The sequence below is a fragment of the Bacillus sp. FSL R10-2780 genome, from assembly GCF_038006125.1.
Taxonomy (GTDB): Bacteria; Bacillota; Bacilli; order Bacillales; family Bacillaceae_G; genus Bacillus_A; species Bacillus_A cereus_U.
Window position 1 is genome coordinate 2,972,348 of the sequence record NZ_JBBOUQ010000001.1, and the last position, 16,017, is coordinate 2,988,364.

Consider the following 16,017-nt stretch of genomic DNA (forward strand, 5'->3'; position numbering starts at 1 on the left):
ACTCCCTATTAATGCATCATGCGTCGTACCGCATAAATTTCTGGAACACGTTTAATGCGCTCTACTACTTTCTTCAAGTGCTGTAAGTTTCGAATAGAAATTGACATGTTAATCGTTGCCATCTTATTACGATCACTTCTACCAGAAACAGCTGAAATGTACGTTTTCGTCTCCGTAACAGCTTGCAATACTTCATTTAATAAACCACGGCGATCGTAACCTGAAATCTCAATATCAACATTGTATTCAATTTCTTTTTCAGGGCTACCTTCCCACTCTACTTCTAATAAGCGCTCTACAGCTTCTTCTGTATGGACATTTACACAATCACGACGGTGAATCGATACACCTCGGCCTTTCGTAATATACCCAACAATATCATCGCCCGGAACTGGGTTACAGCATTTTGACAAGCGAATCAATAAATTGTCAGCACCGCTTACCTTTACACCAGAATCCCATTTTCGAATTTTCATCGGTTTACGAACTTCTTTAACTTCAACGATTTCTTCTTCTTCACGTTGCTTACGGAACTTGTCCGTTAGTCGCGTAACAATTTGCGACGCTGTAATTCCGCTATATCCAACTGCTGCAAACATATCTTCTTCATTTGCAAAATTGAACTTCTCAGCAACACGTTTTAAATTGTCAGGAGCTAACACTTCTTTCATCTCATACTCTAGACCACGTACTTCTTTTTCAACAAGTTCACGGCCTTTTTCAATATTTTCGTCTCTACGTTGTTTCTTAAAGAATTGACGTATTTTATTTTTCGCATGAGATGTTTGAGCAAGTTTCACCCAATCTTGACTTGGGCCATACGAATGTTTCGATGTTAAAATTTCAATGATGTCACCCGTTTTTAATTTATAATCAAGGGTCACCATTTTCCCATTTACTTTTGCACCAATTGTTTTATTCCCGATTTCTGAATGGACACGATACGAAAAGTCAATTGGAACAGATCCAAGTGGTAATTCCATTACATCGCCTTTCGGTGTGAAGACGAATACCATGTCAGAGAACAAATCAATTTTTAATGATTCCATAAACTCTTCTGCATTAGAAGCTTCATTTTGCCATTCTAATATTTGACGGAACCAAGTTAGTTTCTTCTCTAATGTACCAGTTGTTTCTGCTGTTTTCCCTTCTTTATACGCCCAGTGTGCCGCGATACCGAATTCTGCAATTTCGTGCATTTCTTTCGTACGAATTTGCACTTCTAGCGGATCACCTTTCGGTCCAATTACAGTTGTATGAAGAGATTGATATAGATTCGCTTTCGGCATTGCAATATAATCTTTAAAACGACCTGGCATTGGCTTCCAGCACGTATGAATAATTCCAAGTACCGCGTAACAATCTTTAATACTATTTACAACGACACGTACAGCTAATAAATCGTAAATTTCATTGAACTGTTTATTTTGCAATGCCATTTTACGATAAATACTGTAAATATGTTTTGGTCTTCCAGAAATCTCAGGTTGAATTGAAACTTCTTTTAATTTCTCACGAATACCAGTCATTACTTCATCTAAATATTCTTCACGCTCTGCACGTTTACGCTTCATTAAATTTACAATACGATAATATTGCTGTGGGTTTAAATAGCGGAGTGACGTATCCTCTAACTCCCATTTAATAGTACTAATTCCGAGTCTATGTGCTAAAGGTGCAAAGATTTCTAACGTTTCATTCGCAATGCGACGCTGCTTCTCTTGAGGCAAATGTTTCAATGTACGCATATTATGAAGACGATCAGCTAGTTTAATTAAAATAACTCGAATATCTTGAGCCATTGCGATAAACATTTTGCGATGGTTTTCTGCTTGTTGTTGCTCATGAGATTTATATTTAATCTTTCCGAGCTTTGTAACGCCATCGACAAGCATAGCGATTTCTTTATTAAATTCCCGTTCAATATCTTCTAATGTAATTTCTGTATCTTCCACTACATCATGCAAGAAACCTGCTGATACTGTAGCCGGATCCATGTGTAAATCAACTAAAATACCTGCAACTTGAATTGGGTGAATAATATATGGTTCACCCGATTTCCTATATTGTTCGCTATGTGCATCGCGCGCATATTCATAGGCACGTGCCACTAGCTCAATATCTTCATCCGCTAAATATTGACTTGCTTTCTCGAGTACCTGTTCAGCTGTTAGTACTTGCTCATTTGCCATCGAATCACCTTTTATTGAAAATTGACTTTATCTTTATTAAGTAGAATAAATTATATTCTATCATTATAACCCAATGATTGTGAATTGTGAAAAGGAAAAGATTTTACTGACATTTCACCTTATTTTTTTGTGCAATTATACAAAAGTACCCGTTCCTCTCCAAGAGATTCACGGGTACTTTTTATCACCGTAGTTTTACCTATATAGCGATTAGTATTTTTCTAATACTAATACATCGTAACCATCTAACATTTTACGACCATCTAAGTAAGTAAGCTCTACTAAGAATGCAATTCCTGCTACAACTCCGCCAAGTTCTTCAACTAGTTTAATTGTCGCTTCGATTGTTCCACCTGTAGCCAATAGGTCATCTGTAATTAATACACGTTGACCTGGCTTAATTGCATCTTTATGGATTGTTAAAACATCTGTTCCATATTCTTTACCGTAGTCAACTGTAATTACTTCACGTGGTAATTTCCCTAATTTACGAACTGGTGCGAACCCTAATTCTAATGCATAAGAAACTGGGCAACCAATAATAAAACCACGCGCTTCTGGCCCTACTACAACATCAATGTCTCTTTTTTTTGCATAAGCAACGATTTCATCTGTTGCTGCTTTGTATGCTTTTCCGTCGTTCATTAAAGGTGTAATGTCTTTAAACACAATACCTTCTTTCGGATAGTCTGGTACAATTGCGATATGTTGCTTGAAATCCATATTTCTGAATCCTCCTCAGATATAAAAGGTTTGTAAATACAAATCCTTTACCCTAACTGTTCTACTTATTTATGATTACGAATCGTTTCAAACCATGTATATAGTTGCTGATATGTGCTATAAACCAATTCTTTCTCTAATTGTAAGTGGTTCATTTTCTCACGATATGTGTTCGATTCAATTAAATCACGCTTTTGTTTTTTGTCTGCCATAAAAATGACACCGTCTTTTATTGTAACAAATTCTAACTCAAAAAACACCTGTGTCATGAAATTTACTGTATCTTTTGACCAACCTTTATGACGACACAGTTGTTCCCCATATTGCTTTAAAGAAAATGGTGTTTTTTGGTTTAAGAAAGAATAGTACCATTTAAAATGTTCCCTCGTTGGGACCGTACTAAATAAATGATTGTTCTCTTGATAAAATAGCGTGTAAATTCGAGATGGAAATCCTACTTTAAATAAATCACGCAATTCATCTGTTCCTTTCGGCAAATCGAGTAACACAATATATTGATCATCTAAATGTGTTACCTCTGATGCATGCACGAGCTGTTCTTTATAGCCTTCTAAAGAAAACTTATTCAATACCTCTTCAGAAAAATACACCATGGTTATTTTTTCTTTCGGAAGTTCTGCTAAATTTGCTTCTACATTACGCATACTACGCCAGTCAAATAATTGCCATGCCTCTACAGCAATATCTTGCACCATTAATTGCGGCTTTTTAAAGTTATTCCATTCATTAATGGACACTTCTCCTACTACAGAAACCTTCGCAACTGGAGAGATTTCTTTCGCATAAGCACCAAATCCAAATCCAATTGTATCCAGTGTTGCTTGTCCCTCACGAAGAGCCATTTTCAAATGAGATCCATCAGATCCAATTGCACGGATACTTTCTAAGTCAGCATCTTTCACCGCAATACGCGGTTTCGGATTTCCTACGCCAAATGGCGCTAACTTTTGCATCTCCTCAATCGCGGCAAGCGTTACATCCTCTACTTTACAAAATGCATCCACTGCTGTAATCGGAATAAAATCTTCTTCTGTTAAAATTACATCTGCTTGCTCATTTAACCTGCGTCTTAATTCATCCACATCATTCATATTAAGCGTCATTCCCGCCGCCATCGGATGACCTCCGAAATGCGGTAACAATTCACGGCAATCTGAAAGGTTTGCAAACAAATCAAATCCTGCAATACTACGAGCCGATCCCTTTGCTGTTTCTTTATGAGGATCAATGCTTAATACAATCGTCGGACGATAAAAACGTTCAACTAACTTAGAAGCGACAATTCCAATTACCCCTGGATTCCAACCTTCTTTTGCAAGGACTAATACTTTATTTTCTTCCGGTGGGAATTTATTTTCGACTTCAGCGATAGCTTCTTCTGTAATTTGCTTTACAATATCTTTTCGAAGTGTGTTCAGCTCATCAATTTCTTCAGCTAGCTCGTTCGCTTCCTCTGGATCTTCTGATAATAAAAGGTGTACAGCAGGTGTTGCATCTTCCAAACGACCAACTGCATTAATACGAGGTGCGAGTGAGAATCCGATGCTTTCTTCTGTAATTTCGCTTTGCGAAACGTTAGCAACTTTAAATAACGCCTTTAAACCGATATTTCGAGTCATTCGCATATGCTTCAGTCCACGCTGTACTAACAATCTATTTTCACCGTGAAGCGATACTAAATCGGCTACCGTACCGATTACTGCAATTTCTAATAAATGCTCTGGTACACGGCCCAAAAGTGCATGTGCAACTTTAAATGCAACACCAACACCCGCTAAATAATGAAACGGATAAACACCGCCTTCTAATTTCGGATGAATAATCGCAAGTGCCTCTGGTAACTCTGGTGGCGGCTCATGATGATCTGTAATAATAAGATCTATCCCAAGTTCCTTCGCTACCTTCGCTTCATGTACCGCTGCGATACCAGTATCGACAGTAATAATTAGTGAGAACCCTGCACTGTGCGCCCAACGAAACGCTTCTTCATTTGGCCCATAGCCTTCAGTAAAACGATTTGGAATATAAAACTCTACTTCTGCACCTAATTCTTTGAGAGCAAGATATAACACAGTCGTACTACTTACTCCGTCCGCATCATAATCGCCAAATATTAATATTTGTTCTCCATTTTCAATGGCCTTTTTCACACGTTCTACAGTCCGATCCATTCCTTCAAGTAAAAATGGATCATGAAATTCTTGATCTGCTGTATTTAAAAAGTCTACAATCTTATCTTCTGTATTTAAGCCTCTACCGAGAAATAATGAAGTCACAAGAGGTGATAGTTGCAATTTATTTGCTAATTCACTCACTAGTTCCTCATTATATTCTTTTTCTTTCCAACGCGTCTTCGGTTGTAACACGAAATCACCCCTTAACCTATCCATTATACAAGACAGATTAAGGGGTGACAATATAATGCAAACTACGATTCGATATCTATATAATTAAATATCCGTTATGTTTAATTTGGAGAATACGGATTAATATGTACAAAAACATTTTGTACGTTATCTTGTTTCATAAGTTTTTCTTTTACATGTTTTCCGATGCGGTGACCTTCTTCTACAGTGATATATGGATCTACAGATACTTTAATATCAACAATAACATAGTGGCCATGTTCTCTTGCATATAAAGAGCCGATTTTTTTCACACCTTCCACTTGAAAAACTGCCTCCCTAAGCGGAACAACATCTTCTTCATGCAAAACATGATCAAGCGTTGCATGAATAGCTTCTGCTCCAATACTCCACGCCATCTTAGCAACGAGAATTGAGACAAATAATCCCGCAATTGGATCGGCATATACAAGCCAATCTATACCTAACTTACCGCCGATAATAGCTGCACAAATGCCGATTAAAGCTGCAATTGAAGAAAACACATCCGAACGATGTTCATATGCATTTGCAATAATTGCATCACTATTTATCCTCTTCCCTAATCGATATTTATACTGAAACATCCCTTCTTTCACTACAATCGAAAGAATAACTGCAAAAATCGTAATTCCTTTTGGTGGTTCTAAATCTTGTGAAAAAGCTTTTATAGACGAAATCGCTATCTCTAGTCCAACAATAAATAATAATACCGCAACAATAATTGCTGAAATCGATTCCGCTTTACCATGACCATACGGATGATCTTCATCAGGCGGTTGCTTTGCTGCTCGTAATCCAAAAAGTACAGCTAACGAGCCAATTACATCTGATCCAGAATGCACCGCATCCGCTAAAAGTGCCTTACTGTTTCCAATATAACCGATTACCGCTTTTACAATCGCTAATATAATATTACCAACGATTCCGACAATAGCACCAAACTCGGCCTGTTTAAAACGTTCATCTTTTTCCATAATTGAAATCCCTTCTTTTCTTAACCTCTCTTTTTATCCCGCTTTAACGAGCAGTAAGACTCCCACTCATTAAAGTTTCACTTTATTGTAACAAAAATAAAGATAACATCACCACTTTCTTCCATTTATCTCCCCTTTAAAAAGGTGCTACTTTATTGTGTCCGCAAACGAAAAAGAGATGCCTCATATAGAGACATCATCTTTTTATATGTTTTATTTTTTATACTTGTGGTTCAGATACTTCTTTCTCAACCTTCTTCTTGTTTTTGCCCCTTTTCAAACGACGGTTTTCAAGCATTAACCAAATTTGAGAAGCCACGAAAATAGAAGAGTACGTACCTACAACTAATCCAATTAATAATGCAAGTGAGAAGTTACGCAGTGATTCACTACCGAAAATAAGTAGTGTGATTACTGGGAATAACACTGTTAACACTGTATTAATTGAACGACCAATTGTTTGACGAATACTTGAGTTTACGATTTCTTCTAGGTCTTTTATGTCGCGAACTCGTTTTTTCTGTTTGTATAACTCACGGTTTCTATCAAACGTAACGATTGAGTCATTGATAGAGTAACCAATAATCGTTAATACCGCAGCGATAAACGTTAAGTCTACCTCTATCTGGAAAAGACTAAACACAACAATCATAACGAACGCATCATGTAACAATGCGATTACCGCAGATAATGCATATGTAAAGCGGAAACGAATACTTACGTATAAGATGATAACCAATGAAGCTATCAGAACTGCGATAAATGCATTTCGTGCAATCTCTTTACCGATTGTCGGCGAAACTGTACTTACGTTTGGATCTGTACCATATTTATCGTGGAAGAATGTTTTTGTTTTCGCAATTTCATCTTTCGATAGAACACCTACTGTACGAACTGCGAAACCTTTATTGTCATCTCCGGTCGGTACAATATCTTCTTCCTTCACATCGATGTTCAATTCTTTCAAATCTTTATGAACATTAGAAACAGTAGTTGCTTGTTTTGATTGCAAGTCGATACGTGTACCACTTGCAAAGTCAATACCAAGATTCATTTTGAAGATCGGTAATATAATTGCCCCAGCAATTACAACTACAATTGAGAATAAGAAGAATTTATGACCGATATTTACGAAATTAATACGATCAAATCTCGTCGGTGGATGTACTACACCTTTTGTTAATGGAATAATATCCTTTTCCTTAACACCAAAGTAAGATAGTTTCTTATCAAAGTAACGGCTCTTTACAAGTAAACCTAGTAAGAAACGAGTACCGAATACGTTCGTAATGAAACCAACTAAAATACTTACGATTAAACTTGTTGCGAATCCTTTTACAGAGCTATTACCGTAAGCGAATAATACACCAGCTGCTGCAATTGTTGTAACGTTCGCATCTAAAATTGTCGCTAATGAACGATGGTTACCAGCACGGAATGCTGACATCATCGACTTACCAATTTTAAGCTCTTCCTTCAATCTCTCGTACGTAATGATATTCGCATCAACTGCGATACCTACCCCGAGCACTAATGCCGCAATACCTGGTAACGTAAGAACTGCATGCATCCAGTTAAAGACAAGCAGTGTAACGAAAATGTATAACCCTAACATAATAACCGCTACAAGTCCTGGTAAACGGTAGAATACAAGCATGAATAAGAAGATAATAGCAATACCGATCGCACTAGCGAAAATCGTTTGCTCTAATGCTTGTTGACCAAATTTTGCTCCAACAGATGTTGAATACATTTCTTTTAAATCAACAGGGAGTGCACCTGCATTTAATAACGATGAAAGTTCTTTCGCACTTTCAACTGTAAAGTTTCCACCTACGATAGATACTTCAGCTTGGTTAAATACTTGGCTTACTGTTGCTGCTGATAAAAACTTCGGATTCGGTTTTGCAGATTCTGCTTTATATGAATCTTTTCCTTCTTCAAAATCAAGCCAAATTACCATTAAATTCGTTGGTGGTGGCATTTTTGAAATCTTTTCAGTTACTTCACGGAATTTTTCAGCGCTTTTTAGTGTAAGACCTACGCTCGCACGGCCTTGCTCATCAAATGTTTGCTTCGCTCCGCCGCCTTTTAAATCCGTTCCGTCCATAAGAAGGTTATCATCCACATCACGGAATGTGAGTTTCGCTTGTGTTGATAACATTTCACGTGCTTTTTGCTGATCTTGTACACCAGCAAGCTGGACACGAATTCGATCTTCCCCTTCGATTTGAATGTTCGGCTCACTTACACCAAGAACATTGACACGATTTTCAAGAGCACCTACTGTACTTACAAGTGCATCCCGATCGATTTTATCACCTTTTTTGGCTGGTTTTACTTCATACAGAATTTCAAAACCACCGCGAAGGTCTAGTCCTAGACTAATTCCTTTTGCTATGTCTTTTCCTGCCGCACCAATTACTCCACCAATTAATAAAACGATGAGGAAAAAGGCGGCAATTCTTGTACCACGCTTTGCCATATGTACCCTCTTTCTGCTACTAACACTTTCAATAAATCTCTTACGATTCATTTTTGCACGTGTGCATACGCCTAGTTAGTAGACTTACTTTCTATAAAATACATGTATTTCCGCTAGTTCATCACTAGCTGTGTCGGTAAGCTTTTCACAATACCTACACTTTCATTATTTATTTTTCCTCTTCACTACCTCCTTTATATATAATCTTAGACATAATTAATTCCTCTTTATCAATACCTATCATTATACTGCAAAAGGAAGAACAAACCAATTACAGTCGGTTATTTATTTTCATATTCATCAAACGACCAAAGTGGCGCTTGATATGCTTCAACAGTTAAATAATTCATATATTCATTAGTACTTACTCTTAATACATCATTTACTAATTCATATAACCTAACATCACTGTCTATCTTTTTCCACTTTTTCGCCTTGAGAAACTTCCAAATATCATTATCTGTCACTCGGTCGTAACCGAACATTTGAAACTCTTCTACTTTACTTTCTAAAACGACTTGTAACTGTCCGCGGTATGATTCTACCAAAGCCTCTTTATCCAACATATATAACATCTCCTTCTTATTTCAGCACGAAAAGTCGCTTTTAATCCCGCTCTAATGGACAGTAATAACTTCTTTCAAGAGTACCATTCATACTTTACTCTCTTAAATGCTTGTCATTCTTGTCTCATACGTGCATATAAATTATTGTAAATCATTCCATTGATTTTGAGAAGGTAGGAGAAGAGTATGACGAGACAAAGCTTTTTAAAAGGTGCATTTATTTTAATGATAGCTGGCTTTATTACAAAAATTCTTGGATTTATTAACCGCATTGTAATGGCACGTATTTTAGGCGAAGAAGGCGTTGGCCTTTATATGATGGCTGTCCCCACCTTCATTTTAGCAATTACATTAACACAAATTGGTCTTCCTGTGGCAATCGCAAAATTTGTAGCAGAAGCGGAAGCAGTGAACGATAAACAAAGAGTTAAAAAAATATTAACTGTCTCGCTAGCCGTTACATCCATTATTAGTATCATTTTAACAATTGGGATTATGCTACTCACACCTATTTTAGCAAAAACATTACTAACAGATGAAAGAACTTACTATCCATTAATGGCTATTTTACCTGTCGTCCCTGTTATTGCAGTTTCTTCCGTTTTACGTGGTTATTTCCAAGGGAAACAAAATATGAAGCCGAGCGCTTATGCTCAAGTCATAGAACAAGTTGTCCGCATTACAATTATCGCTGTATGCATTCGGTTATTTTTACCTTACGGCGTAGAATATGCTGCAGCCGGTGCCATGCTATCAGCTGTTCTTGGCGAAGTTGCATCTTTATTATTTTTACTTACTTTATTCCAACGCGAAAAACATTTATCTATACGCTCTGGATTTTTCACTACTGTAAAGGAGAGCAAAAATACATTTTATTCCCTTATGGACATTGCTTTACCAACTACAGGAAGCCGTTTAATTGGTTCCGTTTCTTATTTCTTTGAACCTATCGTCGTTATGCAAAGCTTAGCGATCGCCGGCGTTGCTGCTTCTGTCGCCACTCAGCAATACGGTATATTAAACGGATATGCGTTCCCGCTTCTATCACTGCCAGCCTTTATTACATATGCTCTTTCTACAGCACTCGTCCCATCAATTAGCGAGGCAATGGCAAAGAGACAACACAAATTAGTGGAACACCGATTACAACAAGCGCTTCGAATTTCCTTAATAACCGGCGGATGGTCAGTCGTTATATTATATGTATTTGCTTCTCCAGTTTTAACTCTCATGTACGGATCAGACAACGCGGCCGCGTTCATCCAGCTTCTTGCACCTTGCTTTTTATTTCATTATTTCCAAAGTCCCCTTACATCTGTGTTGCAAGCTTTAAACTTAGCACGCGCTGCTATGATGAACACCTTTATTGGCGCTATCGTAAAATTAATCGTTATTTTTGCACTCGCTTCACGCCCAGAGTTCCAAATGATGGGGGTTGCCCTCGCCATCGCAGCAAATATAGTAACCGTAACATTCCTTCACTACGCCACTGTTTTAAAGAAAATTGCATTTACCATTTACGCAAAAGACTATATTTTCGGCGGAATTGCTATCGGGATTGCTGGTACCTTCGGTTTTTATCTTCATAAGCATATCGTTTTTTCTCATTCACTTGGCGTACAAACGTTATGGGAAATCACCTTAACAACAATCGTTTATATCATTCTCCTCTTCGTTTTCAAACTCATTCGAAAAGAAGAATTAAGTCGTCTCCCTATCATTCGGAAACTTTCATTTTTGAAGTAAGCGGGCTTGCCATTCAAAATGGTAAGCCTCTAATTTTCTTTCAAATCAACAAAAAATTGTCCATTTTGAAAACTACAATATACAATCTGTTTCACATCTTTATAACCTAAGTTATTCAATTTCTCAACGAGCCACTCATTTGTATGCTCAATCATTTGCAAATGATTGTATTGAATTTCTCCATCAATAATTAGTGGGAGTGTAAAAATTGGTGTATCATTTTTGCTCTTTTTACTTTTTTGTTTTTGAAAGACAGATAACTTTCCAGATGGTTCTAAAATAGCGTATTCTACATCACGCACATCTCCGATTCCTTGCTCACGTAGTTGCATCAATAAATCATCTATGTTATATCGCTGCTTCCGCATCTTTTTTTCATCAATTTTACCTGCATTCACAAGAATCGCAGGCTCTCCTTCTATTAAATGCCGAAAACGCTGGAACTTTAAAGAAATGACCGACAAAATGATTTGTATACACATTAGAAAAATCATTGGAACTAATTGATGCCAAAGTGATTTATCTGTATTTTCAATTGCCACTACAGCCATTTCACCGAGCATAATGAATACAACCAAATCTAATACACTCAATTCTCCAATTTCACGTTTACCCATAAGACGAAAAATAATTAAAATGATTGTATACAAAAGCATTGTTCGTCCGATTATTGATACCCATTCCATTGCTACATCCCCTTTTTTTACTTATAGGCTCCCCTACAAAAAAGAAACTAGTCTAACTTAAACAAAATGAAAATATGCTTGTATTAAAAAGGGGGAATACATAATGGATGGAACGAAAAAATTATCGGGTGCAATCGGCTTCGGTATTATTACCCTATTAATCCTCGCATCTATTACAAGTATGATCATGGCTCTTTTATTAAAATTTACGAATATTAATGAAGGGACATTAGTAATTACTATTTTTATACTAGCCCTTCTATCTATGCTTATGTCTGGATTTATTGCTGGTAAAAAGGCACAAGGAAAAGGTTGGTTAGTAGGTTTCACTACAGGGCTCACATTCACTCTTCTCGTCTTTCTCGTTAACTATTTAGGCTTCTCTCAAACTTTATCGAACTCACAGTTACTCTACCAATTAGCATTAATGGGCGCGAGTACACTCGGAGGTATTTTCGGTGTAAATATGTCAAAACAAAATAAGTAAAAAAAGGCCCTGCACATTTCATGCAGGGCCTTCATCATTAGTTTTTCACAACTTCACGAATCGCATTGCGATCGAAAGTTAAGTGTGAACCACCAGATTTAACAACGATTTTCGTTTCATCTACTGATTCGATTGTAGCGTGTAAACCACCGATTGTTACGATAGCATCACCTTTTTTGATTTCATTTTGCATTTGAGCAACTGCTTTTTGACGCTTTTGTTGCGGGCGAATTAATAAGAAATAGAAAATCGCAAACATCGCAACAATCATAACGATATTCATCATACCTGCATTCATCTTTTGTTCCTCCTTTTAAATTATGTATTAGAAGTTTTTAGCATTCGGTTTATTAAAGCCATACTGTTCAAAGAACTCTTCGCGGAAATCGCCAAGACGGTCTTCACGAATAGCTTGTCTCACCTGCTCCATTAAGTTTAACAGAAAATGAAGGTTGTGATAAGACGTTAAACGAATTCCGAACGTTTCATCGCATTTCATTAAGTGACGAATGTACGCACGAGAATAGTTTTTACATGTGTAGCAATCACAGTTCGGATCAAGCGGTCCGAAGTCTCTAGCGAATTTCGCGTTTTTCACAACTAGACGGCCTTCACTTGTCATACATGTACCATTTCGAGCGATACGAGTTGGAAGTACACAGTCAAACATATCAACACCGCGAATCGCACCATCAATTAACGAGTCAGGAGAACCTACACCCATTAAGTAACGTGGCTTATCATCAGGAAGAAGTGGTGTTGTAAACTCAAGAACACGATTCATAATATCCTTCGGTTCACCAACAGATAGACCGCCTATAGCATAGCCAGGGAAGTCCATTGAAACAAGATCTTTCGCACTTTGGCGACGAAGTTCTTCAAACTCTCCGCCCTGTACTATACCGAATAAACCTTGATCCTGTGGACGTTCATGCGCCTTTAGACAACGCTCTGCCCAGCGGCTCGTACGCTCTACAGACTTCTTCATGTATTCAAAAGTAGCTGGGAACGGTGGGCACTCATCAAATGCCATCATGATATCTGAACCTAATGCATTTTGAATTTCCATCGCTTTTTCTGGTGATAAGAATAATTTATCTCCATTTAAGTGATTACGGAAATGAACACCTTCCTCTTCAATGCGGCGGAAGTCACTTAAGCTAAATACTTGGAATCCACCTGAATCCGTTAAAATTGCACGATCCCAGTTCATAAACTTATGCAAGCCACCTGCTTCACGAATAATTTCGTGGCCTGGACGTAGCCATAAATGATACGTATTGCTTAAAATAATGCCAGAATCCATTGCTTTTAATTCTTCTGGTGACATCGTTTTAACTGTTGCAAGTGTACCAACTGGCATAAATGTTGGTGTATCAAATGAACCGTGTGGCGTATGTACTCGACCTAAACGCGCACCCGTTTGTTTACAAGTTTTAATAAATTCATAACGAATTGCTGTCATAATTTACTCCTTTTATTTGTTTCTCATTTTAGCGTGAGATGCAACGAACATCGCATCACCGAAGCTAAAGAAACGATATTTTTCTTTTACTGCTTCATTATAAGCATGAAGTACATTATCTCTATTTGCAAATGCACTTACAAGCATAATTAATGTTGATTTCGGCAAATGGAAGTTTGTAATTAAACCATCAATTGCTTTAAATTCGTATCCTGGGTACATAAAAATATCTGTCCAGCCAGAAGCGGCGCAAAGCTTACCACTATGATCTGTCGCAATCGTCTCTAACGTACGAGTTGATGTCGTACCTACTGTAATAATACGTCCGCCATTCTCTTTCACGCGGTTTAATAACGCAGCTGTCTCTTCAGACATATGGTAATACTCTGCGTGCATATGATGCTCTTCAATCGTATCTGCAGAAACTGGTCTAAATGTTCCAAGTCCTACATGGAGTGTAATGAACGCTAATTGAACGCCTTTTTGCTTCAATTTCTCGAGTAACTCTTCTGTAAAATGAAGCCCAGCTGTCGGTGCTGCTGCTGAACCTATTTCCTTCGCATATACCGTTTGATAACGATCGCGATCTTCTAGCGTCTCTTTAATATATGGAGGAAGTGGCATTTCTCCAAGCTCGTCTAAAATTTCATAAAAGATGCCGTCATATGAAAACTCAAGTTGACGCCCACCTTGATCTGCTGTTCCAATGCAAGTTGCTTTTAACTTTCCTTCACCAAAAGAGATAACAGTTCCTTCTTTTACACGCTTCGCTGGCTTTATAAGCGTTTCCCACTTATCGCCCTCTTCTTGTTTCAAAAGAAGTACTTCAATGTGTGCACCTGTATCTTCTTTCACACCGTGCAAGCGAGCAGGCATAACTTTCGTTTCATTTAAAACTAAGCAATCCCCCTCATGTAAGTAAGAAAGAATGTCCGTAAAATGTTTGTGCTCAATATCTCCTGTTTCACGGTCTAACATCATCAATCTTGATGTTTCACGCTCTTCAAGCGGAATTTGTGCAATGAGCTCTTCTGGTAAATGAAAATCAAACAAATTAATATCCATAACTGTATCCACCTATTTCTTATTTGAATCGATTTATTATATACATAATAAAAGATAATACAATACTTAACACAATACATGTAATGATAGGAAAATAAAAGGTAACGTTACCTTTTTTCACAAAAATATCGCCTGGAAGCCTTCCTATGAACTTCCAAGCTAATCCAGCAACAATGAGCAAAATACCAGCTGTAATAAGCAGCTTTGGCATCTCCGTCATACTTTTGGCATCTCCATTCCGAAATGCTCATATGCGAGCGGCGTTACGATCCGGCCTCTTGGCGTTCTTTGTAAAAAGCCAATTTGTAATAAATACGGCTCATACACATCTTCAATCGTATGCGATTCTTCCCCTATCGTTGCTGAAACAGTTTCTAATCCAACTGGACCACCGCGGAACTTTTCAATAATACCAAGCAGTAATTTATGATCGATATGATCAAGTCCTAATTTATCTACTTGTAATAGTTCTAACGCCATTTGTGTAATTTCCATCGCAATGGTTCCGTCACTGCGAACTTGTGCGAAGTCACGTACACGTCGTAATAGACGATTTGCAATACGAGGTGTACCACGGGCACGCCTTGCAATTTCTAATGCAGCTAACGAATCTATTTCAACTTCAAACACTTCTGCTGTACGTTCTACAATCGCAGAAAGCTGATCTACTGTATAGTACTCTAATCGTGAAAGTACACCAAAACGGTCACGAAGTGGTGCTGATAATGCACCTGCACGCGTCGTTGCCCCAACTAGCGTAAATGGAGGTAAGTCTAGACGTACAGAACGAGCTGACGGTCCTTTCCCAATAACGATATCAAGGCAAAAGTCTTCCATCGCTGGGTATAACACTTCTTCAATAGATCTATGCAAACGATGAATTTCATCAATAAATAATACATCCCCAGGCTGAAGTGCTGTTAATACAGCCGCTAAATCTCCTGGTCTTTCAATTGCGGGACCTGACGTTGTTCGAATGTTAACACCCATTTCATTGGCAATAATATTCGCAAGCGTCGTTTTACCAAGTCCAGGTGGTCCATATAAAAGTACGTGATCTAACGTTTCTTCACGCATTTTCGCCGCTTCAATAAAAACTTCTAAATTATGTTTCGCTTTATCTTGGCCAATATACTGACGGAGCGTCTGTGGCCGTAATGAATACTCTAAATCCGCATCTTCGTATCCAGATTCCCCTGAAAGGAGACGTTCGTCCATTA

Annotated in this window: 14 protein-coding genes; 2 read left to right on the forward strand and 12 right to left on the reverse strand. The window is 37.7% G+C overall.

The window, feature by feature from the left end; translation table 11 throughout:
• Window positions 1-8: 8 nt before the first annotated feature.
• The 6 genes from relA to NSQ47_RS15565 form a co-directional block, all read right to left on the reverse strand.
• Window positions 9-2,192 carry a GTP diphosphokinase gene (gene relA, locus NSQ47_RS15540; protein WP_002145623.1) on the reverse strand — a complete coding sequence of 728 codons (2,184 nt, stop codon included), beginning with the start codon at window positions 2,190-2,192 and terminating at the stop codon, window positions 9-11.
• 210 nt (window positions 2,193-2,402) lie between these two features.
• Complete coding sequence (locus tag NSQ47_RS15545; RefSeq protein WP_002111996.1) at window positions 2,403-2,915, reverse strand: adenine phosphoribosyltransferase; 513 nt, start codon at window positions 2,913-2,915, stop codon at window positions 2,403-2,405.
• Between the two features lie 65 nt (window positions 2,916-2,980).
• Entirely contained in the window at window positions 2,981-5,302 is a 2,322-nt protein-coding gene (recJ, locus tag NSQ47_RS15550; protein WP_341037289.1) for a single-stranded-DNA-specific exonuclease RecJ, read from the reverse strand.
• 101 nt (window positions 5,303-5,403) lie between these two features.
• Window positions 5,404-6,297, reverse strand: coding sequence for a cation diffusion facilitator family transporter (locus tag NSQ47_RS15555; RefSeq protein ID WP_002111998.1), 894 nt, complete (start codon window positions 6,295-6,297; stop codon window positions 5,404-5,406).
• A gap of 220 nt (window positions 6,298-6,517) precedes the next feature.
• The gene (gene secDF, locus NSQ47_RS15560; protein WP_002111999.1) at window positions 6,518-8,782 is read right to left on the reverse strand and encodes a protein translocase subunit SecDF; all 2,265 of its coding nucleotides are present in this window, start codon (window positions 8,780-8,782) and stop codon (window positions 6,518-6,520) included.
• A gap of 281 nt (window positions 8,783-9,063) precedes the next feature.
• Window positions 9,064-9,348, reverse strand: a complete 285-nt coding sequence (locus NSQ47_RS15565; protein WP_002112000.1) for a post-transcriptional regulator — start codon at window positions 9,346-9,348, stop codon at window positions 9,064-9,066.
• A gap of 186 nt (window positions 9,349-9,534) precedes the next feature.
• Between NSQ47_RS15565 and spoVB the strand changes: the two genes are divergently transcribed.
• Window positions 9,535-11,094, forward strand: coding sequence for a stage V sporulation protein B (spoVB, locus tag NSQ47_RS15570; protein ID WP_341037292.1), 1,560 nt, complete (start codon window positions 9,535-9,537; stop codon window positions 11,092-11,094).
• 29 nt (window positions 11,095-11,123) lie between these two features.
• On the opposite strand, the gene NSQ47_RS15575 is transcribed toward spoVB, so the two are convergent.
• Window positions 11,124-11,780: a DUF421 domain-containing protein gene (locus NSQ47_RS15575; RefSeq protein ID WP_002112002.1), complete on the reverse strand. Its 657-nt coding sequence runs from the start codon at window positions 11,778-11,780 to the stop codon at window positions 11,124-11,126.
• A 103-nt stretch (window positions 11,781-11,883) separates the two neighbouring features.
• On the opposite strand from NSQ47_RS15575, the gene NSQ47_RS15580 reads away from it, so the two are divergent.
• A complete protein-coding gene (locus NSQ47_RS15580; protein ID WP_002122721.1) occupies window positions 11,884-12,267 on the forward strand; it encodes a TIGR04086 family membrane protein in 384 nt (127 codons plus the stop codon).
• A gap of 37 nt (window positions 12,268-12,304) precedes the next feature.
• Here the strand turns inward: NSQ47_RS15580 and yajC are convergent, their stop codons facing one another.
• Genes yajC through ruvB form a run of 5 tightly spaced genes read right to left on the reverse strand, consistent with a single transcriptional unit; the run spans window position 12,305 to window position 16,015 of the window.
• Window positions 12,305-12,565, reverse strand: a complete 261-nt coding sequence (yajC, locus tag NSQ47_RS15585; RefSeq protein ID WP_002034132.1) for a preprotein translocase subunit YajC — start codon at window positions 12,563-12,565, stop codon at window positions 12,305-12,307.
• A gap of 27 nt (window positions 12,566-12,592) precedes the next feature.
• Window positions 12,593-13,732, reverse strand: a complete 1,140-nt coding sequence (tgt, locus tag NSQ47_RS15590; RefSeq protein WP_002015319.1) for a tRNA guanosine(34) transglycosylase Tgt — start codon at window positions 13,730-13,732, stop codon at window positions 12,593-12,595.
• 12 nt (window positions 13,733-13,744) lie between these two features.
• Entirely contained in the window at window positions 13,745-14,797 is a 1,053-nt protein-coding gene (gene queA, locus NSQ47_RS15595) for a tRNA preQ1(34) S-adenosylmethionine ribosyltransferase-isomerase QueA (RefSeq protein ID WP_016106222.1), read from the reverse strand.
• Between the two features lie 19 nt (window positions 14,798-14,816).
• Entirely contained in the window at window positions 14,817-15,017 is a 201-nt protein-coding gene (locus NSQ47_RS15600) for a DUF2905 domain-containing protein (RefSeq protein ID WP_002112011.1), read from the reverse strand.
• The gene (gene ruvB / locus NSQ47_RS15605) at window positions 15,014-16,015 is read right to left on the reverse strand and encodes a Holliday junction branch migration DNA helicase RuvB (RefSeq protein ID WP_000344470.1); all 1,002 of its coding nucleotides are present in this window, start codon (window positions 16,013-16,015) and stop codon (window positions 15,014-15,016) included. Before ruvB ends, NSQ47_RS15600 begins: the two co-directional genes overlap by 4 nt.
• Between the last annotated feature and the right edge of the window lie 2 nt (window positions 16,016-16,017).

Coding starts and splice junctions, on each gene's coding strand:
- NSQ47_RS15580 (WP_002122721.1), top strand. CDS start 11,884: ATGGATGGAACGAAAAAATTATCGGGTGCAATCGGCTTCGGTATTATT.
- spoVB (WP_341037292.1), top strand. CDS start 9,535: ATGACGAGACAAAGCTTTTTAAAAGGTGCATTTATTTTAATGATAGCT.
- NSQ47_RS15545 (WP_002111996.1), bottom strand. CDS start 2,915: ATGGATTTCAAGCAACATATCGCAATTGTACCAGACTATCCGAAAGAA.
- tgt (WP_002015319.1), bottom strand. CDS start 13,732: ATGACAGCAATTCGTTATGAATTTATTAAAACTTGTAAACAAACGGGT.
- NSQ47_RS15600 (WP_002112011.1), bottom strand. CDS start 15,017: ATGACGGAGATGCCAAAGCTGCTTATTACAGCTGGTATTTTGCTCATT.
- ruvB (WP_000344470.1), bottom strand. CDS start 16,015: ATGGACGAACGTCTCCTTTCAGGGGAATCTGGATACGAAGATGCGGAT.
- NSQ47_RS15555 (WP_002111998.1), bottom strand. CDS start 6,297: ATGGAAAAAGATGAACGTTTTAAACAGGCCGAGTTTGGTGCTATTGTC.
- NSQ47_RS15575 (WP_002112002.1), bottom strand. CDS start 11,780: ATGGAATGGGTATCAATAATCGGACGAACAATGCTTTTGTATACAATC.
- yajC (WP_002034132.1), bottom strand. CDS start 12,565: ATGAATGCAGGTATGATGAATATCGTTATGATTGTTGCGATGTTTGCG.
- relA (WP_002145623.1), bottom strand. CDS start 2,192: ATGGCAAATGAGCAAGTACTAACAGCTGAACAGGTACTCGAGAAAGCA.
- NSQ47_RS15565 (WP_002112000.1), bottom strand. CDS start 9,348: ATGTTGGATAAAGAGGCTTTGGTAGAATCATACCGCGGACAGTTACAA.
- secDF (WP_002111999.1), bottom strand. CDS start 8,782: ATGGCAAAGCGTGGTACAAGAATTGCCGCCTTTTTCCTCATCGTTTTA.
- queA (WP_016106222.1), bottom strand. CDS start 14,797: ATGGATATTAATTTGTTTGATTTTCATTTACCAGAAGAGCTCATTGCA.